Raw genomic sequence first — 20,402 nt, 5'->3', positions numbered from 1 at the left:
TCGATGAGCCCGATACCCATCGCCAGCCCGGCCGTCGAGCCCGTGACCCTGGCCGAGGTCGCCGGTGCGCTCGTCTCCACGGGGCTGACCGAGACCGACATCCTGGCCGGGCGCTACGACGACGCGAGCGTCGAGACCTGGATAGCCAACTGGACGGAACCGGAGGCGCGGCTTCTCACGGACGTGTTCTCGATCGGCGAGATCCGCCGCGCCGACGGCGCCTTCGTGGCGGAGCTGCGCGGGCCGATGCACCGCCTCGATGAGGAGCGCGGCCTTACCTACCGCGCCACCTGCTCGGCGGATCTCGGCGACGGCCGCTGCCGCGTGGATCTCTCCTCGCCGATCTTCATGGCCGAGGCGGCGGTCGAGACCGCCGACGGTGCCCAGAGCCTCACGACAGGCGGGCTCGATGGCTATGCGGCCGGATGGTTCACGGGCGGGCGCCTTCTCTGGCTGACCGGCGCGAATGCCGGGGTGGCCGCGGAAGTGCAGGCGCACCGGATTCTGGGCGACAGGGCGGAACTCGACCTCTGGCGCCGCATGCCGGCGATGATCGAGCCGGGCGACACGTTCCGGGTCTCGGCCGGATGCGACAAGCGCCTCCAGACCTGCCGGGGAAAGTTCGACAACGTCCTGAACCATCGCGGCTTTCCGCACATGCCGGGCAACGACTTCGTCCTGAAGGTCGCCGCGTCCGGCACGGGCGTGTTCGACGGCGGGAGCCTGTTCCGGTGAGGCGCGAGGCGATCGTCGCGGCGGCGCGCTCGTGGATCGGGACGCCATACCGGCACCAGGCCTCGCTGAAAGGGGTCGGCTGCGACTGCCTCGGCCTGCTCCGGGGCGTGTGGCGCGAGGTGATCGGCCGCGAGCCCGAGCGCCCGCCGGCCTATTCGCGCGACTGGGCGGAGGCCACGGGCCGCGAGGCGCTGATCGAGGCGGCCGAACGCCATCTCCTCCCCGTATCCGAGCGCGAATGGCGGGCGGGCGACGTCCTCCTGTTCCGTTGGCGCGGCCACCTGCCGGCGAAGCACTGCGCGATCGCGGCCGGGCCCGGCACGATGGTCCATGCCCATGAGGGCGCAGCCGTGGCGGAGGTGGCGATCGCGCCCTGGTGGGACCGGCATCTCGCGGCCGTCTTCAGCTTTCCGGGAGCCGAGCCATGACGACGCTTGTTCTTCAGGCGGCCGACACCGCCCTCGGCGGCCTCGCCCGGGTGGGGACGAGCTACCTGGGCGGTCTCGTCGCCGGTGCCATCTCGGGTTCGGGCGGACGCAACACCACGCGGGCCATCGAGGGGCCGCGCCTGACGGAGATGAACGGGCTCGCCTCGACGGAAGGCGCGCCGATCCCGCGCGTCTACGGCCGGGCTCGTGTCGGCGGCCAGCTAATCTGGGCGACGCGGTTCGAGGAGGTCGCGAACACCGCCGTCGACCGCCAGACCAGCCGCGGGGGCAAGAGCCTCGGCTCGTCCAGGCGGACCACGACGACCGTCACGACCACCTATTCATACCACGCCAACCTCGCGGTTGGGCTCTGCGAGGGTCCGATCGCCTTCGTGCGTCGGATCTGGGCCGACGGGCGCGAGCTCGACCAGACGAACCTGACGATCAGGGTCCATCCGGGCACGGAGGACCAGGTGCCCGATCCGCTGATCGTCGCCAACGAGGGCGCCGAAAACGCCCCCGCCTATCGCGGGCTCGCCTATGCGGTCTTCGAGAAGCTGCCGCTCGCCGAATTCGGAAACCGCGTCCCCCAGCTAACTTTCGAGGTGGTCCGGCCCGCCGAGGGCCTCCGCAACATGATCCGCTCCGTCTGCCTCATTCCCGGGGCGGGCGAGTTTGCATACGAGACGGTGCCGACCCGGCGCGAGCTGGGCCTCGGGAGCTCGGTTCCGGAGAACACGCATCAGTTCGCCCGATCGAGCGACGTCGTCGCGTCGCTCGACCAGCTCCAGGCGCTCTGCCCCAACCTGAAGCATGTCTCGCTCGTGGTCTCCTGGTTCGGCAGCGACCTCCGGGCCGGCCATTGCACGGTCACGCCCCGGGTCGAGATCGCCGACAAGGCGACGAGTGGTTTCGAATGGTCGGTGGCCGGGCTGACCAGGGCGGAAGCCGGTGAGGTGAGCCATTCGGCCGGGCGGCCCGCCTATGGCGGCACGCCGTCGGATGCGAGCGTGGTCCGCCTCGTTCAGGCCCTCAAGGCGCGAGGCCTCGCCGTCACCCTCTACCCCTTCGTGATGATGGACATCCCGGCCGGCAACGACCTGCCCGATCCGCGCACGGGAGCTGCCGGGCAGCCGCCCTATCCCTGGCGGGGGCGGATCACCTGCGACCCCGCGCCGGGCCTGCCGGGAACGGTGGATGCGACCTCGGCCGCTGCCGAGCAGGTCGCCGCCTTCTTCGGGTCCGCCGAGGAGTGGGGCCTCCGCCGCGTTGTCCACCACTATGCGGATCTCGCGGCCGAGGCCGGAGGTGTGGACGGCTTCATCATCGGGTCCGAGCTGGTCGGCCTGACCCGGATCCGCTCCGCGCCCGGAGTGTACCCGGGCGTCGACCACCTCCGGGCGCTCGCGGGGGAGGTGAGGGCGAAGCTCGGCCCGGAGACCCGCATCACCTATGCGGCGGACTGGACCGAGTACGGCGCCCACGTCCTCGATGGCGGCGCGGAGGTGCGCTTTCCGCTGGACCCGCTCTGGGCCGATCCGGCGATCGATGCAGTCGGGATCGACAACTATGCCCCGATCTCCGACTGGCGGGACGGCGTGACGAACGCCGACGCCGCGCTCGGGCGCAGCATTCATGATCGGGACTACCTGCGGGGGCGTCTCCGCTCCGGCGAGACATTCGACTGGCACTACGCCAGCGAGGCCGACCGCCTGGCGCAGGTGCGAACCCCCATCATGGATGGGGCCTACGGCAAGCCCTGGATCTTCCGCGCGAAGGATTTCGCCGGCTGGTGGGAGAACCACCATGTCGAGCGCAGCACCGGCGTCGAAACCGGGACGACCGCATGGGTGCCGCGCTCGAAGCCGATCTGGCTGACCGAAATCGGCATTCCGGCCGTGGACAAGGGGCCGAACGGCCCGAACGTCTTCCCCGATCCGAAATCGGTCGAGTCGGCGGTCCCGCCATTCTCGAGCGGCGCCCGCGACGACCTCGTCCAGGTGCGGGCCTTGGAGGCGATGCTCTCCGGTTTCGACCCGGCAATTCCCGGCCATGTGGAGGGCGCCAACCCGTCATCGCCGCTCTATGGCGGCCCGATGATCGACCACGACCGCGTATCGGTCTGGGCTTGGGACGCACGGCCGTTCCCGGCCTTCCCGGATCTCGACCTCGTCTGGGCAGACGGCGCCAACTGGGAGACCGGCCACTGGATCACGGGCCGGATCGAGGGCGTGCCGCTCGATCGGCTCGTGCGGGCGATCATGGCCGATTACGGCCTCGATGGCGGACCCGATATCCCGCTCGACGGCTTCGTGGACGGCTATGTGATCGACCGGCCGATGTCCGCTCGCCAGGCTTTGGAACCGCTGGCGGATGTGTTTGGCTTCGATGCGATCGCGAGTGGAGGCGCGATCCGATGGCAAGGGAGGGACGGCCGGAGCAGCACGGCCCTGCTTGCCTCGGACCTTGTGGAATCCGGCAACGAACCCGTCTTCGCACGCTCCCGCGCGCAGGAGACCGACCTGCCAGCCGCGGTCGAGCTGAACTTCACGGATGGCGAGGGTGAGTATGGGCGCGCCGCAGCCGGATCGCGTCGCCTCGCGGGAACGAGCCGGCGCGAGGTGCGGGTCGATTCCGCGATCGTGACGCGGCGGGCCGAGGCGCAGCGCTTGGCCGACATCCGGCTCCAGGACGAGTGGGCCGGGCGGGAGACGGCGAGCTTCGCCCTGTCTCCGCGCCGTCTCGATCTCGAGCCGGGGGATATCGTCGAGATGGAAGGCCCGGGCGGGCCCATGTTGCACCGGATCGTCCGGATTGCCGACGGCGCCAGCCGCAAGGTCGAAGCGCGGGAACTCGATCCCTCGATCTTCAACGCGCCCCGGCCGGCGGGCGTCCTGGCTCCCCGCCGCCCGGCACCGCCCAGCATAGCCGGGAGGCCCGCTGCCCTGCTGCTCGATCTGCCCGCCTCGCCCGCCGATCCGGCGGCTCTCCAGCACCTTGCCGTGGCCGCAGATCCGTGGCCCGGCGCAATCGCGGTCTGGCGTTCGCTCGACGGTGGCTCCTTTTCGCTCCACGCTGTCGCGCATCTTCCGGCCGTGGTCGGCCAAACGACGTCGCCGGTCCCGGCGGGGCCGGTCTGGGTGTTCGATCGCGCCTCCGTGATCGAGGCGGAGTTCTCCGCCGCCGCCCTGAGTTCCATCGGCGAGGAGGGTGCGCTCGGGTTCGACAGCCTGTTCGCCGTGCAGGGGCTGAACGGCACCTGGGAGATGTTCTCCGCGGCCTTTGCCGAGCTGATCGGTCCACGGCGCTATCGTCTTTCCGGACTACTGCGGGGGCCGGATCAGATCACCGCGCTGCTCCACGCGGCGATCCTCAAGCTGTCCGACGAGATCGCGGTTCTGAAGAGGCGCCTGACGACGCCCGAGGCAGCTACCTGACCTGCCAGGATTGCGGCCACAATCCGTTCTGTTCCGCCGCGACGACCAGCAGGATCACGGCGAGCGTGGCCGCGATGATCACCGGCCAGCGCAGGAACGGCATGCCGCGCCCGACGAGAAAGAGCACGGCCAGGAGCGCAACGAGCGAGACGATCCAGGTCATGCCTGAAGCCTAGCCCAGCACCGGCACCTCGACCAGCCGGCCCGGCCGGAATCCATTCACAAAGCGGAGAAATGCATGGCGGCCGAGACTTTCGACCGAGCGCTGACGCTCGTCCTCGAACTCGAGGGTGGATTCGTGGATCACCCGAGCGACCCCGGGGGCGCCACCAATCTCGGCATCACGCTCGCCACGCTGGCAAAGGCACGGGGGCGGCCCGTCACGGTCGCGGACGTAAAGGCGCTCACAAGGGCCGAGGCCGGAACGATCTATCGCCGCTCCTACTGGGATGCGGTGCGGGGAGACGAGCTACCGCCCGGGCTCGATCTCGCGACCTTCGACTTCTCCGTGAATTCCGGGCCTAGCCGAGCCGCCAGGAGCCTGCAGGGCGTACTCGGGGTCGCCCAGGACGGCAGGATCGGTCCGAAGACGCTCGCAGCCGCGCATGCCGCCGACCCGGCCGAGACTGTCCGGGCCCTGACTCGCGAGCGGCTTCGCTTCCTCCGCGGCCTATCGACGTGGCCGGTCTTCGGCGGGGGTTGGACCTCGAGGACGACCCGCATGGAGACCGCCGCCCTCATGGCCGCCGCCGCTCCCTATGCCCGGATAGCCGAGCCCAAACCATCACAGCCAGGAGAGGAGAAGGTGACGATGATCGATAGCAAAGGCCTGCTCGCGAGCCGCACCGTCTGGGCCAATCTCGTCGGGCTGGGGTCCCTCGCGCTCGGCACGCTGGGCGTACAGACGGGCACGCTCGACCAGAGCGGGCTGGCGGAGGCGCTTGCCCAGATCGTGGCCGGGATCAGCTTCATCGCCTCGACTTATTTCCGGCTGCAGGCGACGAAGCAGATCACGCCCCCGGCGCGCTGACGCGGCGCATTCACGGGCAGTTCAGGGCCGCGGCGTCAGGCTCCATCCATGCGCCGCGTCCTCCTCGGCTTCCTCCTCGCATTCGCCGCGATTCCGCGGGCGAGCGCTGCGGATCGGCGCCCGGAGCAGCTCTGCCTGTCCCCGGGAGATACGATCGAGATCCTCAACGCGCATGAGGTGGTTACGCCGAGCGAGGTGCTTGTCCACGCGCGGCGCGCCGTCCCCAATTCGGAGGTTCTGCGCGCATCGCTGTGCCGCGAGACGGACAAGCTCGTCTATCGTATCATGCTCCTGACCAAGGACGGTCGGATCGTGCGAGTCACGGTCGACGCGCCGTCCGGCAAGGTCGTCACGATCCACTGAGCGTCAAGCTGCCCGTGCGCCTCCTTCTCGTCGAAGACGACCGTAACCTGAACCGGCAGGTCGCCGCGGCTCTAAGCGATGCCGGCTACGCGGTCGACAAGGCCTTCGACGGAGAGGAAGCGCAGTTCCTCGGCGAAACCGAGCCATACGATGCCGTCATCCTGGATCTCGGGTTGCCGGGAATAGACGGCGTCTCGGTGCTGACGAACTGGCGCCGGACGGGGCGCAAGATGCCCGTGCTGATCCTGACGGCGCGCGATCGCTGGAGCGACAAGGTCCAGGGCTTCGATGCCGGCGCGGACGATTACGTCGCGAAGCCGTTCCACATGGAGGAACTGCTTGCCCGCATAAGGGCGCTGCTGCGGCGCTCGGCCGGGCATGCGACGAGCGAGCTCGTGGCGGGTTCCGTTCGGCTCGACACCCGGTCTGGCCGGGTCAGCGTCGACGGCGCGGCCGTGAAGCTCACCTCGCACGAATATCGCCTGCTCTCGTATCTGATGCACCATACCGGCCGCATCGTCTCGCGCGCCGAGCTCACCGAGCATCTCTACGACCAGGATTTCGACCGCGACTCGAACACGATCGAAGTCTTCATCGGCCGGTTGCGGAAGAAGCTCGGCGTGGACCTGATCCAGACCGTCCGCGGGCTTGGGTACCTCGTCGATCCCGCCTTGAAGCCCTGAGCGACGATGGAGCGCTTCAGGCGCCTCCTCGCAGGTCGGTCGATTGCGGTTCGATTAGCCGCTTCCGCGCTGTTCTGGAGCTCACTCATCCTCATCATCGCGGGGGTGATCCTGACCGCGCTCTATCGGCAGGCGACCGAGCGGTCCTTCGACGAGCGGCTGCTCGTCTACGCGAACGACCTGGCGGCAGACCTCGTGGGACCGGCCGACCAGGAGCCTCAGCGAGGCCTCGGCAGCCTGGGCGATCCCCGCTTCGATATTCCCCTGTCCGGCTGGTATTGGCAGGTCGGCCGGCTCGAGGCCCAGCCCCGCGACGTTCGCGCCTCGCGCTCGCTGCTCGGCAACCCGCTTCCCACGCTGGCCGATTCGTCGCCCGACCGCAGGTTCGGCCAGATCAGGAAGGATTACGCCGCCGGTCCGGAAGGACGGGAGCTGCGCATCCTGGAGCGCGACATCGACCTCGGCGAGGACGGCCGGTTCGTCGTCCGGATCGCCGGACCCGCGGATGAGATTTCGGACGCGCAAGGCCGGTTCGTCCTCGCCCTGACGGTCACCTTCCTGCTGCTCGGTGCGGCGCTCGGCCTGTCGATGCTGTTCCAGATCCGGTTCGGTCTGAAACCGCTACTCGATCTCGGCGGAGCGGTGGCCTCCATCCGGCGCGGACAGTCGGAAAGGATCGCAGGGGATTACCCGCGCGATATCGCGCCCCTCGCCGAGGAGCTCAACCTCCTGCTGGACGCGAACAAGGAGATCCTGGAGCGCGCCCGCACGCAGGTGGGCAATCTGGCCCATGCGCTGAAGACGCCGCTCAGCGTCATCGTCAACGAGACGACGCACCCGACGCCCGAATCGCCCAATCGCGTGCGCGAGCAGGCGATGATCATGCGCGACCAGATGGACTATTACCTCAATCGCGCCAGGGCTGCCGCGCTCGCCGGCACGCTCGGGGCCGTGACGGATGTCGGCCCGGTGCTCGAGGCGCTCGCCCGGACCTTCGGGAAGATCTACCAGGACAGGAAGCTGACGCTGTCGGTCGGCGCCGTGGACTCCCTGAGGTTCCGGGGCGAGCGGCAGGATCTCGAAGAGATGGCCGGCAACCTCGTCGACAATGCCTGCAAATGGGCCACCTCTCAGGTGAACGTCAGCGCCGAGCTGGTCGAGAACAAGGGCCGATCCTGGCTGCGGATCGTGGTGGACGATGACGGGCCGGGCCTCCCGCCCGAGGCTTGGGAAGAGGCGATGAAGCGCGGCAAGCGCCTGGACGAGACGAAGCCGGGCTCCGGGCTCGGCCTCTCGATCGTGTCTGAACTCGCGGCGATCTATGGCGGCCGGCTGGAACTCGCCCGCTCGCCACTCGGGGGCACCCGCGCAGAGTTGTCGCTGGTCGGCGACCTCGCGACCTGAAGCGCGTGGCCGCAGGGGCTGCGACGGCAGGCAGATCCCTCGGGATGGCAACGAGTTGCGCTGGATCGCTCGCGTCGAAAGCGAGTCCCACTTCCCTTGTTGATCGTTTAAGGACAATTACGTGTGGCCACGTGCCACCTTCGGGCCTTTTCTCGTGACGCGTATGTGAGGCCATGCTCCTCTGGACCGCCATGGCGTTGATGACGGGGGCCGCCGTCATGGCGGTGCTCTGGCCCCTCTCGCGCCGCCTCAACGGCGCCGAGCCGGAATCCCGTGGGGATGTAGGCTTTTACCGGGATCAGCTCGCTGAATTGGATCGCGAGGTCGAGCGAGGCTTGATCTCCGACGATCAGGCGAAGGCCGCCAAAGCCGAGGCGGGCCGTCGTCTTCTTCGCGCCCATGCCGAGGGTGGCGGACCTGCGAGCTCGACGGGCGAGCCGGCCTTGAGACGGCGGCGCGCGGCGGCGGCCTTCAGCCTGTCGATCGTTCCCCTAACGGGACTTGCGGTCTACGGGCTGCTCGGCTCGCCACAGGCTCCCTCGCGGGCGGCCTCGGTGGCCGCCAGGGTCGACGTGGTGCGCGACCTGAACAGCGCCGTTGCGCGGATCGAGAGCCACCTCGCGGCGAATCCGGATGACGGACGGGGCTGGGAAGTCATCGCTCCGGTCTATCTCGGCGCGGGACGGTTCGACGACGCGGCCAAGGCCTTCGCGGCTACGCGCCGTCTCCTCGGGGAGAGGGCCGATCGTCTCACGGGCCAGGGGGAAGCCCTGGTCGCGAGCGCGGGCGGGGTCGTTCCGGCCGACGCGGCCGCCCTGTTCGCCCAGGCGCTCGCACTCGACGCGGGCTCGGCCAAGGCCCGGTTCTATCTGGCACTCGCCGCCGAGCAGGACGGCGACCTCCCTCGGGCCCGTGCCGAATACGAGCGCATCGTTGCCGGCGCGCCCGCGCAGGCTCCCTGGCTGGACGTGATACGCTCGAAGCTCGCACGGCTGGACGCGCCGGCCTTCCCCCGCGTGGAGAAGCAGGATTCGACCCCCGAGATCATGGCGATGGTAGAAGGTCTCGATGCACGCCTTGCCCGCGAGGGTGGCAGCGAGCCCGAATGGGCGCGGCTCGTGCGCTCCTTCGTGGTGCTTGGACGTCCGGACGACGCGCGGGATCGCCTCGCGAAGGCGAAGGATGCGCTCGCCGGCGACACACGTGCGGTCGAGAAGCTCGACCGGTTGGCCCAGGATCTCGGCCTGCGCAGCCGGGAGGCTGCCCGATGACACGCAAGGGGCGGCGGCTTACCATCATTGGCGTGGCCGGATTGGTATTGGCGGGGGCCCTGGGCCTGGCGCTGAACGCCATGCGCGACACGATCGTGTTCTTTCGCTCTCCTAGCGAAGTTGCCGCGAGCGCTGTGCAGCCCGGCACGCGCTTCCGACTTGGGGGATTGGTGGATGCTGGATCCGTGAAGCGGGGCACTGACCAACTCATCGAATTCAAGGTCGGAGATGGCAGTGCCAGCGTGCCGGTCCGCTACAAGGGCCTGCTGCCCGATCTGTTCCGGGAAGGTCAGGGCGTGGTGACCGAGGGCGTGCTCAGCCCGGCCGGCATATTCGTGGCGGACACGGTGCTGGCCCGTCACGACGAAACCTACATGCCGCGCGAGGTCGCGGACGCTCTGAAGCAGCAGGGCGTCTGGCAGGGCGCGCCTGAAAAGTCGGCGCAGCGCTAAGCCTCATGATCGTCGAAGCCGGTCACTACGCCCTCGCCCTCGCGCTCGGGCTGTCCGTGCTGCAATGCGCGGTTCCGTTCTGGGGCGCCCGGGCGAACGATCCCGTCCTCATGGGCACAGCGGCTCCGGCAGCCGTCGGGGTCGCGATCCTGGTGGGATTCTCGTTCGTGGCGCTGCTCTTCGCCTACGTCACGTCGGACTTCACCGTCGTGAACGTCGTCGAGAACTCTCATTCCGCCAAGCCGATGATCTACAAGATCACCGGCGTTTGGGGGAACCACGAGGGCTCGATGCTGCTCTGGGTGCTCATCCTCGCCCTGTTCGGCGCCATGGTAGCGGCGAGTTCGAGCCTGCCGACCCGCCTGAAGACGAACGCCCTTTCGGTTCAGGCTGCGATCACCGTGGCCTTCATCATCTTCGTCCTGTTCAGCTCGAACCCATTCTCCCGCCTCGAACAGGCGCCTGCCGAGGGCCAGGATCTCAATCCCGTGCTCCAGGATATCGGGCTCGCGATCCACCCGCCGCTGCTCTACCTCGGCTATGTCGGCTTCTCGATGACCTTTGCGCTCGCCATGGCGGCGCTGATCGAGGGCAAGGTCGATGCGGTCTGGGCGCGGGCGGCCCGGCCCTGGACGCTTCTTGCCTGGAGCTTCCTTACCCTTGGCATCTCGATGGGCTCGTATTGGGCCTACTACGAACTCGGCTGGGGTGGGTTCTGGTTCTGGGACCCGGTCGAGAATGCCTCCCTGATGCCCTGGCTCGCCGGGACAGCCCTGCTTCATTCGGTCGTCGTTATGGAGAAGCGGGAGGCCCTGAAGGTCTGGACGATCCTCCTCGCCATCCTGACCTTCTCCCTCTCGCTGCTCGGCACGTTCCTCGTCAGGTCGGGCGTGCTGACATCCGTTCACGCCTTCGCGGTCGATCCCGCCCGGGGTCTCTTCATCCTGATCATTCTGTCGATCTTCATCGGCGGCTCGCTCGCCGTGTTCGCGTGGCGGGCGCCGCTCCTGCGCGAGGGCGGCATCTTCGCTCCCATCTCCCGCGAGGGGGCGCTCATCCTCAACAACCTGCTGCTCGCAAGTGCCTGCGCGACCGTCTTCCTGGGTACGCTCTATCCGCTCGCGCTGGAGGCCGTGACGGGCGACAAGATTTCGGTGGGAGCCCCGTACTACAATCTCACGTTCCTGCCGATCGTGCTCCCGCTCTTCTTCCTCCTTCCCTTCGGGCAGGCACTGGCCTGGAAGCGCGGCGATCTGTACGCGGCGAGCCAGCGTCTTGCGCTTCTTCTCGGGATCGCTCTCGTCGTCACCCTTGCCCTGGTCGCGATGACAAAGGGTGGGCCGATAATGGCGCCAGTCGCGGTGGGCCTCGGTGTCTTCCTCCTGCTTGGCGGGGTCGGCGAGATCTGGACGCGTTCACACGCGCCGGGGCGTCCTCTCGGGTTGACGCTGAGCAGGGCCCTCGGCTTGCCACGCTCCGCCTGGGGAAGCGCACTCGCTCACGCCGGCCTCGGGCTTTCGATCATCGGAATCGCTGCACAAGCCTGGAGCACGGAGACGATCGCAACCGCACGGATCGGAACCCAGCTCGAGGTGGGCCGCTACGCCGCCCGGCTCGACAACGTGAGGCCGAGGAGCGGGCCGAACTACACCGAGGAAGTGGCCACCCTAAGCCTCTGGCGCGCCGGAACGCCCGTCGGCAGCGTCGAGACGTCGAAGCGGATCTATACGGCGCGAGGCATGCCGACGACCGAGGCGGGTATCCTCACGCGTGGCCTGGACCAGATCTATGTGTCCGTCGGGGAGATCGGGACGGACGGTTCGGTCGGATTGAGGCTGTACGACAAGCCACTCGTCCTGCTGATCTGGATCGGGTCGCTCTTCATGGCGGCGGGCGGAGCCCTGTCGCTTACCGATCGGCGCCTTCGGATCGGCGTGCCGGTCCGCGCGCAGCCAATCCGCGCCGCCGCTGCGACTGCCGGAGGGCCGGCTTGAACAAGGCAAGGAGACGGGCGGCCGCGGCCGTTCTCTTCGCGGCGATGCAGTTCGGCGGACCTGCGCTGGCCGTCGCTCCTGACGAGGTCTTGCGTGACCCCGCGCTCGAGCAGCGGGCGCGTGCGATCTCGGCTGAGCTGCGCTGCCTCGTGTGCCAGAACCAGTCCATCGACGATTCCGACGCGCCGCTGGCGCGGGACCTCCGCGTCTTGGTCCGGGAGAGGCTAAAGGCCGGGTCGAGCGACGCAGACGTCCGTTCGTTCGTCGTGCAGCGCTATGGCGAGTTCGTCCTCCTGCGGCCGCCGGTAGGCTGGCACACCGCGCTCCTCTGGCTTGGCCCCGTGATCGTGATCGTGCTGGCAAGCGCCGGCCTGTTCCTGGCGCGACGGCGGAGGCCGCTCGCAGCTGAGGCTCCCCTGACGCCGGACGAGGAGGCCCGAATCCGCGCGATCGAGAAGGCCTGACGGGCTACGCTGCGCTCGCTGCCGGAAGCTCGACCGGTTCCGAATAGCCGAGCAGGCGATCGATCTCCTCGCGCGGCAGCGGCTTGGAGAAGAGATAGCCCTGCAGCTGGTGGCAGCCGAGCGCCTGGAGGAAGCGGTGCTGCTCGCGGGTTTCGACGCCTTCGGCGGTGACGATGAGGCCGAGCGCCCGTCCGAGATGCACGATGGAATGGACGAGGATGGCGGATTCGCCGGTCGCCTCCATGCTCTCGAGGAAGGAGCGGTCGATCTTGATCTTGTCGAAAGCGAAACGGCGCAGGTAGATCAAGCTCGAATAGCCGGTTCCGAAGTCGTCGAGAGCGAGGTTCACGCCGAGGGCGCGCAGATCGACCATCGCGGCCTCTGCTGAATCGGCATCGCCCACCACCACGCCCTCTGTGAGCTCGAGCTCCAGGCGCGAGGGATCGAAGCCGGTCTCGTGGAGCACTCGGGTTACGCTCCCGACGAAATCCCTGTGCCGGAACTGGATCGGCGACACGTTGACGGCGATCCGAATGCCGGGCCAGCGGTTTCCGTCTTCGCACGCGCGCCGGAGGACCCATTCGCCGAGCGGAATGACGAGCCCTCTCTCTTCGGCGATGGGGATGAACTCGCTCGGGCTGATGAGTCCGCGCACGGGGTGAGGCCACCTCACCAGGGCCTCCAGCCCGACGATCTTCTCGCCATCCGAGGAGAAGAGCGGCTGGTAGTGGAGGACGAGCTGATCGTCCCGGATCGCCCGGCGAAGATCGTCCTCGACGACCTTCCGCATCCGTAGGGTCTCGTCCATGCGGCTCTGGAAGAAGCTCAACCGGTTCCGGCCCTCGCTCTTCGCCTGGTAGAGCGCGGTATCGGCGAGCTTCATGAGGTTCTCGCGATCCCGGGCGTGTTCCGGGGCGACCGCGATGCCGATGGAAGCGCCGATCGTGACCTGGGTGTGCGCGACCGCGAAGGGGCGGGTCAGGACATCGAGAATGCGTCGGCACAGCGTGTCGACCTCCTCGTAGGAGGCGATTTCGGTCTGGATGATCGCGAACTCGTCTCCGCCCAGCCGGGCAAGGACGTCCCGTTCTGGGAGAAGATCGAGGAGGCGCTGTGCCACGAGCCGGATCAGGTCGTCGCCGGCCTGGTGGCCGTAGGCGTCGTTGACGTCCTTGAACCGATCCAGGTCGATGAACATGACGGCAAGCCCGAGCGCTCCCTCGGCCACCCGGGCGAGCTCCCCATCGAGCCGCTCGTTGAACAGCATCCGGTTGGCGAGGCCCGACAAAGGATCGCGGCCGAGCAACTCCTTCGAGAGCGCGTCCGTCTCGACGAGGTTCTGTGTGGTCCAGTGAAAATGGAGGGCGACCGCTCCGAACAGGAGCGTGAACAGCCCAAGCCCGATCCCGAGAAATGGGAAGATGCGGCTGCGCATGGCATCCCCCGGGCGTTGGGCCGTCCAGGTGAGATGAGCAACCGGCTCTCCGTGGCCATTCACAAGAGGCAGAGCGGCGTCTCCGTCGGCCGTCCCGCCCGGCACGACGGCGAGTTCCTCCAGGTTGTGGATGGCCGCGACGCGCAGCAGCAGGGGGCCATCCAGACGCTTCCAGGCCGAGACGAGACTCGATGGCGCTGCGAGGGGGTTGGTTGAGCCGAGCTCGTCACCTCTGATCGTCAGCAAGGCGAAGACCGCCGTGCCATCGCTCACGACGCGCGTCTCAACCGCGCGCCTGAGGTCTTCCGCGTCCGGAGTGCCGCCTTCCGGCGGGGCGCTTCCGTGGCTGCCGCGAAGTGGTCCGCTCGTGTCGAGCAGGGCTCGCACTCGATCGCGGTTTGCCGGGTCGGGGAGCAATTCGCGCAGACCCGATCCGTCGATCAGTGCCATCCCGTCGAAACGCCTCAGTGCCGGATCGAGGACGAGGATCGGCTGAAGTTCCTCCTGCGACGGAACGTGCGAGACGCGAAGGAGATAGTGGACGAGATCATCGCGCAGGGATTCGACCCGCTGATTCAGCGCCGCGGCGAGCCTCGCCTTCTGCATGGATGTCGCGACGACATTCGCGTTGTGGCTCGTCCAGAGGAAGGTGGCCACGACCAGGGTCAGCGTCGCGACGAACAGCAAGCCGGTCGGCAGCAGCAGTCGCGACAGCAAGGCGCTGTGTGAGTGGGCGAGCCTAGTGCTCTGCTGGGACATTCGGCCGGACTGCGAGATTCAGGCCGACTATGTGGATTGATCCTTTAGAAGCCGTTGCGTCCAACGAGCGCACCCTGTGGTCTTCCGTAGGGTGGTGTCGGGATCGCCATGTGAGCCGCGCGCAAGGCCGTGGACCAGCGCTCGCGCAAGTCGTGGAAGTAGGGTTCGCCCGCTTCGATCCGGTGCACGACCTCCGTCGTCAGTGTGTCGCGCCTGATCACCGCGATGTCGATCGGCAGGCCGACGCTCAGGTTGGACCGGATGGTCGAGTCCATCGAGATCAGGGCGATCTTCAGGGCGTCGTAGAGATCGGTGCCGTGCGAGACGGCACGGTCCAGGATGGGCTTTCCATACTTGTGCTCGCCGATCTGCAGGAACGGCGCGTCCTGGCTGCACTCGATGAAGTTGCCAGCCGAGTAGATCATGTACAGGCGCATGGGGCCGCCTTCGATCTGTCCACCAAAGAGGAAAGACACGTCGAACCGAAGATCGGCTTCCTGCAGGCCCGGGCCGTCGATGGTTCTCACCTGCCGGATGGCCCTGCCGATCAGCTGCGCCGCTTTGAACATGGTCGGCGCATCGTTGATGGTTTCCAACTCGTGGGTGTCGGGGTTCTCGGTGCCTTCCTGCAGGAGGCTCACGACCGCCTGGGAGACGGAGAGATTGCCGGCTGAGGCGAGCGCCAGGGCGCGCTGCCCGGGCTGCACGAAGAGATGCAGCTTGCGGTAGGTGGAGATGTTGTCGAGCCCGGCATTGGTGCGGGTGTCGGCAATCATGACGAGGCCGCCCTTGACGAGCACGCCTACACAATACGTCATCGGTTCCTCTCGACGGCAGCGGCAGCCGGCCTTCAGCCCTGCGACTGAACCTGCCCGCGAGCGGTATCCACTCTCAACCGGACGTCAAGCCGTTCGTCTCCGCCACCTCGGCGGCTGCCCCGGATCGGCGCCGCCCCGAGATAATCGAGGCCGATGGCGACCCGCACATGCGCATCCGTGGTGCTGATGCCGTTGGCAGGGTCGAACCCCACCCAACCGAGGCTCGCCACCTTCGCCTCGGCCCAGGCGTGGCCAGCCTCCTGTTCCGTCACCCCGTCGGCACGGTGGAAGTAGCCGGACACGTAGCGCGCCGGGATGCCGAGATGACGGGCGGCGGCAATGAAGATGTGCGTCAAATCCTGGCAGACGCCGCGGCGAAGCGCGAAGGCCTCGACGGCGCTGGTCGCTGCGTCGGTCGGGGCGAGGTCGAAGGCGATCTCGCGATGAATCCCGCCTAGAAGGTCATGCAGGGCCGCGAGCGGATCCTGGGATGCCAGCCGTCCGTGCTCCGCTGCGAATTCCCGCAGAGCGTCGTCGACCCCCGTGAGGCTCGTCTCACGCAGATAGACGAGATCCGGAAGACGCTCTACCGCCCCCCGAACGACCCCCGCCGTATCGTGAGTCTCCACTTCGCCCGTCACCGTGAGGGTGAAGTCGTCGATCGGATGATCGGAGGAGAATTCGTGGCAGCGATTACCGAAAGCGTCCTCGAACGGCTTCATCCGACCCTCGGCGCTCGGCTCGAGCCGCCAGGAGAGGACGTGCTGGCTCTCCGTGTCCCGCGGGGTCAGCCGCAGAACCTGAATGAGTGACCGCGCCAGGCTGTCGTAGGTGTAGCGCGTCTGATGCGAGATCCGGATCCGCATGGCCTCGAGCGTGTCGGTTCAGCTCAGGTATTGCTCGGTGATCGCGTGGCCGAGCCTGTTGTTCTCGGTGACGAAGGTCGTCACGAACTCGTGCAACCCGTTACTGAATATCTCTTCGATGGTCGAGGCCGACAGCCTCGTGCGGAGGCTTGTCGCCAGTCGTTGGCTCGGCCCGCGCCGCCCGTAGGCGTCGGCAATGAGGTCAAGATAGCGCACGAGCATCTCGTAGCAGTTTGCCAGCGAGCGCGGCATCTCCTTGTTCAGGATGAGGAGGTCGGCGACCAGCCAGGGCTTGATGCTCTCGCGATAGACCCAGTGGTAGGCGGTCAGCGCCGAGACCTCACGCAGGATCGTCGTCCATTGGAAGTAGTCGAGGCTCCCGCCGACGCGCTCCGTCTCCGGTAGGAGGAGGTGATACTTCACGTCCAGGATGCGGGCGGTGTTGTCCGCACGTTCGATGGCGCTGCCGAGGCGAGTGAACCAGAAGGCGTCGTTACGCAGCATCGTCCGGTAGGCCGAGCCGTCGAAGGTCAGGACGACGCGCTTCACCCAGTCGAGAAAGCGGACGAATTCCTCCTGGTTGATGCTGTTGTCGTACTTTTTGAGTTCGAGCCAGGCGCAGTTGAGATCGTCCCACATCTCCGAGGTGAGCGCCGTCCGGACCGCGCGCGCGTTCTCCCGGGCCGTTTCGATGCAGCTGCGGATCGAGGATGGGTTCGCCGGGTTGAAGGCCAGGAAGTCCCGAACCGTGTCCTCGTTCACGGTCGAATACAGGGTCCGGAAGAGGTCCACGTTGCCGGCCGAGGCAAGGGCCGATTCCCACTCGTTGCGCTCGCCCGCATAGCTCTGCGGCAGCGTCGTGAGCCTGAGCGTCGCGTCCAGGATGCGCGCGACGAAATCTGCTCGCTCGGAGTAGCGGGAGAGCCAGTAGAGACTGTCGGCGGTGCGGGAGAGCATGGGGTGGGCCTTGTTGGGCGGCGCAGGCGATGGGGTGGGCCGGGATCCTTTCCTATCCGTCCAGGACCCAGGTGTCCTTTGTCCCGCCGCCCTGGCTGGAGTTCACAACGAGCGATCCTTCCTTGAGGGCAACTCTGGTCAGCCCGCCCGGGACGATCCTGATTTCGTCAGAGCCGGACAGCACGAAGGGCCGCAGGTCGACATGCCGGGGCGCGACGCCCGAAGCGACGAAGGTGGGGCATGTGGAGAGGGATAGCGTGGGCTGCGCGATGAAGTTTTCCGGCGCGTGTTTCAGCTTGCGTCGGAACTCGTCGAGCTCACGCTTCGACGCGTGAGGGCCGACGAGCATGCCGTATCCTCCGGAACCGCTCACTTCCTTCACGACCAGCTCCGGCAGGTGCGCGAGCACATGGGCGAGGGCCTCCGGCTCGCGGCAGCGCCAGGTCGGAACGTTCTGCAGGATCGGCTCCTCTCCCGTATAGAAGCGGACGATGTCAGGCATGTAGGTGTAGACGGCCTTGTCGTCCGCGATGCCGGTTCCGACGGCATTTGCCAGCGTGACGCTGCCGGCCCGGTAGGCCCCCATGATGCCGGGCACGCCGAGAATTGAATCGGGACGAAAGACGAGCGGGTCGATGAAGTCGTCGTCGATACGGCGGTAGATCACGTCGACGCGGGTCGGCCCTCGCGTCGTGCGCATGTAGACGCACTCATCCTTTACGAAGAGGTCGGACGCTTCGACCAGTTCGACGCCGAGCTTGTCCGCGAGGAAGGAGTGCTCGTAGAACGCCGAATTATAACGGCCCGGCGTCAGCAGCGCGACGACCGGGTCGCGGGCGGCGGTGATCGGGGCGACGGAGCGGAGCGTCGCCAGCAACGCATCAGGATAGTTCTCGACCGGCGCCACGTGATGCTTGGCGAAGAGCTCTGGGAAGAGCCGCATCATCACTTCGCGGTTCTCGAGCATGTAGGAGACGCCGGACGGCGTCCGGGCGTTGTCCTCCAGGACGTAAAACTCGTTCGGCCCGACGCGAACGACATCGATTCCGGCAATATGCACGTAGATGTCGTGCGGAACGCGCGCGTCCTTCATCTCGAGGCGGTAGTTCGGATTGCGAAAGATGAGATCCGGCGGCACGATCCCGGCCCGGATACAGTCTTGCGGCCCGTAGAGGTCGCGTAGAAAAGCATTCAGCGCAGTGACACGCTGCTTGAGACCTTTCTCGAGGAACGACCATTCCGCCTTCGTGATCACACGAGGAATGATGTCGAACGGGATCAGACGCTCCGACGTCTCGTTTTCCCCGTATACGGCGAACGTGATGCCAACCCGTCGGAAAAAGAGTTCGGCCTGGCTTCGCCGGGTATGAAAGAACTCAGGTGGCTGCTCTTTGAGCCAAGCATTGAGGCATTCATAGGCAGGCCGGACCCCGCTCCCGGCATCCGGGCCGCCATTCATCTCGTCGAACGCCGCGCCTGTCATCGTCCCCCCAGGCCCTCTTCCGGACCGTAAACGCAATTTGCGTTCCAGGGAAAGCAGAGCTTCGTAGCTGGTTCCTGTGATGGGGCGAACCGAGGCTAAGCACAATGGACGATCCTGACGCCCATTCGGTTTGCGCTTAAACTACACGGCGGGAGAAGGCCGATGCTCGACCGATACGGCTATGAGACCCACGAGGTGCTGAACCAGCCCCCGCCACTGGCCGAGTTCGACGCCTTCTCGACGGATCCGACGTTGAAACGCGTGGTCGCCGCCTTCGGGGCCGACTGGGCGCGAGAGAAGCTCGGGGCGGCAGGGCGGACAGTCGGGAGCTCGCATGTCCGGACGCTCGCCAGGCAGGCCAATCGCTACCCGCCCGAACTCAGGACGCATGACCGTTTCGGCAACAGGATCGACGAGATCGACTTCCACCCGGCCTGGCACGAGTTGATGGGGCTTGCGATGTCCCAGGAGGTCCACTCGCTATGCTGGACCGATCCGCGGCCCAGTGCCCAAGTCGCCCGAGCCGCCCTCTCGTACCTGTGGAACCGGGGCGAGAACGGCATCATGTGCCCCATCCTCATGACCTACGGGTCGATCCCGACCCTCCGGCGCGATCCTGCCCTCGCTGCCCTATGGGAGAGCAGGGTGCTCTCGACCCGCTACGATCCGCGCCCGATCCCTGCGGCGGCGAAGATGGGCATCACCGTCGGCATGGCCATGACGGAGAAGCAGGGAGGCTCGGACCTGCGGCAGACGCAGACCGTGGCGGAGCGCGATGGCGAGGGTTGGCGGCTCGTAGGCCACAAGTGGTTCTTCTCGGCTCCGAACTCCGATCTCTTCATCACTCTCGCGCGGACGGAAGCGGGCGTCTCCTGCTTCCTCGTCCCGGGCTGGCTGCCCGACGGCACGCGCAACCACCTCATGCTCCAGCGCCTCAAGGAAAAGGCAGGCAATCGGTCCAACGCGTCCTCGGAGGTTGAGTATCGAGGCGCCTATGCTCAGCTGATCGGGGAGGAGGGACGCGGCATTCGGGAGGCTATCTCGATGGGCCACCTCACGCGGCTGGAATGCGCGCTCTCGTCCGCCGGGATCATGCGCGAAGCTGTTGCGCAGGCGGCTCACCACGTCACGAACCGGCGCGCGTTCCAGCGTTCGCTCGTGGATCAGCCGCTCATGGCCAACGTCGTCGCGGACATGCAGATCGAGGCGGTCGCGGCTGCGTGGCTTTCGTTCCGGGTGGCGCTCGCCTTCGACCGCGAAGCGGACGAGGCGGAGCGGCTTATCGGCCGCATCTCTGCGCCCATCGCGAAATACTGGGCTTGCAAGCGGGTGACGCCGCTCGTCGCCGAGGCGTTGGAGTGCCACGGCGGGAATGGCTTCATCGAGGATCACCTGATGGCGCGCCTCTACCGCGAGGCTCCCTTGAACGGGATCTGGGAAGGAACCGGAAACGTCATCTGCCTGGACGTGCTCCGCTCGATGCAGCGTGCGCCTGGATCCCTTGACGCTCTCTTGGCCGAAATCGGAGAGGCGAAAGGCGTCGATCGGCGGTTCGACCAAGCCCTCGCTTCCCTGAAGCAGGAGGTCGCAGATCTCGCGCCCCTGGAGAGCCAGGCGCGACGTCTCGTCGAGCGGCTCGCACTGATGCTGGCCGGCAGCCTCATGCTGCGCTTCGAGTCGCCGGAACTCGCGGACGCCTTCGTGGCGAGCCGGCTCGAGGCGGGCTGGACCGGCGCGTTCGGAACCCTCCCGAGGAGCGTTGATGCCGGCGCGATCGCCCGAGGGGCTGCGCCGGCATTGCACTGATCGGAAGCGCTCTCACC

18 protein-coding genes are annotated in these 20,402 nt (G+C 67.4%); 12 read left to right on the top strand and 6 right to left on the bottom strand.

What is annotated here, in order from left to right; all coding sequences use genetic code 11:
* The first annotated feature begins 3 nt into the window (after positions 1-3).
* From ACO2SS_RS10665 to ACO2SS_RS10655, 3 genes are read left to right on the top strand one after another with little or no spacing between them, the layout of a single operon-like run.
* Positions 4-735, top strand: a complete 732-nt coding sequence (locus ACO2SS_RS10665; protein WP_423277618.1) for a DUF2163 domain-containing protein — start codon at positions 4-6, stop codon at positions 733-735.
* Entirely contained in the window at positions 732-1,163 is a 432-nt protein-coding gene (locus tag ACO2SS_RS10660) for an NlpC/P60 family protein (RefSeq protein ID WP_423277617.1), read from the top strand. The genes ACO2SS_RS10665 and ACO2SS_RS10660 overlap by 4 nt, the downstream gene beginning before the upstream one ends.
* Positions 1,160-4,600, top strand: a complete 3,441-nt coding sequence (locus tag ACO2SS_RS10655; protein WP_423277616.1) for a baseplate multidomain protein megatron — start codon at positions 1,160-1,162, stop codon at positions 4,598-4,600. The genes ACO2SS_RS10660 and ACO2SS_RS10655 overlap by 4 nt, the downstream gene beginning before the upstream one ends.
* Here the strand turns inward: ACO2SS_RS10655 and ACO2SS_RS10650 are convergent.
* The gene (locus ACO2SS_RS10650) at positions 4,593-4,763 is read right to left on the bottom strand and encodes a hypothetical protein (RefSeq protein WP_423277615.1); all 171 of its coding nucleotides are present in this window, start codon (positions 4,761-4,763) and stop codon (positions 4,593-4,595) included. The genes ACO2SS_RS10655 and ACO2SS_RS10650 overlap by 8 nt on opposite strands.
* Positions 4,764-4,838: 75 nt before the next feature.
* Here ACO2SS_RS10650 and ACO2SS_RS10645 point away from each other — a divergent pair, with 75 nt between their 5' ends.
* From ACO2SS_RS10645 to ACO2SS_RS10610, 8 genes are all read left to right on the top strand, one after another.
* Positions 4,839-5,630 carry a glycoside hydrolase family 108 protein gene (locus ACO2SS_RS10645; RefSeq protein WP_423277614.1) on the top strand — a complete coding sequence of 264 codons (792 nt, stop codon included), beginning with the start codon at positions 4,839-4,841 and terminating at the stop codon, positions 5,628-5,630.
* A gap of 48 nt (positions 5,631-5,678) precedes the next feature.
* Positions 5,679-5,993, top strand: a complete 315-nt coding sequence (locus ACO2SS_RS10640; protein WP_423277613.1) for a PepSY domain-containing protein — start codon at positions 5,679-5,681, stop codon at positions 5,991-5,993.
* Between the two features lie 14 nt (positions 5,994-6,007).
* Entirely contained in the window at positions 6,008-6,676 is a 669-nt protein-coding gene (locus ACO2SS_RS10635) for a response regulator transcription factor (protein ID WP_423277612.1), read from the top strand.
* A gap of 6 nt (positions 6,677-6,682) precedes the next feature.
* Positions 6,683-8,080 (top strand): sensor histidine kinase, encoded by a 1,398-nt coding sequence (locus ACO2SS_RS10630; protein ID WP_423277611.1) that lies wholly within the window; start codon positions 6,683-6,685, stop codon positions 8,078-8,080.
* Between the two features lie 173 nt (positions 8,081-8,253).
* Positions 8,254-9,351, top strand: coding sequence for a c-type cytochrome biogenesis protein CcmI (ccmI, locus tag ACO2SS_RS10625; protein ID WP_423277610.1), 1,098 nt, complete (start codon positions 8,254-8,256; stop codon positions 9,349-9,351).
* Positions 9,348-9,803 carry a cytochrome c maturation protein CcmE gene (gene ccmE / locus ACO2SS_RS10620; protein ID WP_423277609.1) on the top strand — a complete coding sequence of 152 codons (456 nt, stop codon included), beginning with the start codon at positions 9,348-9,350 and terminating at the stop codon, positions 9,801-9,803. Before ccmI ends, ccmE begins: the two co-directional genes overlap by 4 nt.
* A 5-nt stretch (positions 9,804-9,808) precedes the next feature.
* Positions 9,809-11,797: a heme lyase CcmF/NrfE family subunit gene (locus tag ACO2SS_RS10615; RefSeq protein WP_423277608.1), complete on the top strand. Its 1,989-nt coding sequence runs from the start codon at positions 9,809-9,811 to the stop codon at positions 11,795-11,797.
* Between the two features lie 44 nt (positions 11,798-11,841).
* The gene (locus ACO2SS_RS10610; protein ID WP_423277820.1) at positions 11,842-12,261 is read left to right on the top strand and encodes a cytochrome c-type biogenesis protein; all 420 of its coding nucleotides are present in this window, start codon (positions 11,842-11,844) and stop codon (positions 12,259-12,261) included.
* Positions 12,262-12,265: 4 nt separating this feature from the next.
* On the opposite strand, the gene ACO2SS_RS10605 is transcribed toward ACO2SS_RS10610, so the two are convergent.
* From ACO2SS_RS10605 to ACO2SS_RS10585, 5 genes are read right to left on the bottom strand one after another with little or no spacing between them, the layout of a single operon-like run.
* Entirely contained in the window at positions 12,266-14,455 is a 2,190-nt protein-coding gene (locus tag ACO2SS_RS10605; RefSeq protein ID WP_423277607.1) for a putative bifunctional diguanylate cyclase/phosphodiesterase, read from the bottom strand.
* Positions 14,456-14,499: 44 nt separating this feature from the next.
* Entirely contained in the window at positions 14,500-15,273 is a 774-nt protein-coding gene (locus tag ACO2SS_RS10600; RefSeq protein WP_423277606.1) for a peptidase, read from the bottom strand.
* A 32-nt stretch (positions 15,274-15,305) separates the two neighbouring features.
* Positions 15,306-16,139, bottom strand: a complete 834-nt coding sequence (locus ACO2SS_RS10595) for a transglutaminase family protein (RefSeq protein ID WP_423277605.1) — start codon at positions 16,137-16,139, stop codon at positions 15,306-15,308.
* Between the two features lie 18 nt (positions 16,140-16,157).
* The gene (locus tag ACO2SS_RS10590; RefSeq protein ID WP_423277604.1) at positions 16,158-17,096 is read right to left on the bottom strand and encodes an alpha-E domain-containing protein; all 939 of its coding nucleotides are present in this window, start codon (positions 17,094-17,096) and stop codon (positions 16,158-16,160) included.
* A gap of 52 nt (positions 17,097-17,148) precedes the next feature.
* Positions 17,149-18,579: a circularly permuted type 2 ATP-grasp protein gene (locus ACO2SS_RS10585; RefSeq protein WP_423277603.1), complete on the bottom strand. Its 1,431-nt coding sequence runs from the start codon at positions 18,577-18,579 to the stop codon at positions 17,149-17,151.
* A 162-nt stretch (positions 18,580-18,741) separates the two neighbouring features.
* On the opposite strand from ACO2SS_RS10585, the gene ACO2SS_RS10580 reads away from it, so the two are divergent.
* Positions 18,742-20,385, top strand: coding sequence for an acyl-CoA dehydrogenase family protein (locus tag ACO2SS_RS10580; RefSeq protein ID WP_423277602.1), 1,644 nt, complete (start codon positions 18,742-18,744; stop codon positions 20,383-20,385).
* Positions 20,386-20,402: the final 17 nt, after the last annotated feature.

This window comes from Enterovirga sp. CN4-39, assembly GCF_049446235.1.
GTDB lineage: Bacteria > Pseudomonadota > Alphaproteobacteria > Rhizobiales > Beijerinckiaceae > Enterovirga.
Note: the sequence above shows the minus strand (reverse complement) of the source record. Positions and strands in the feature narration are given on the sequence as shown.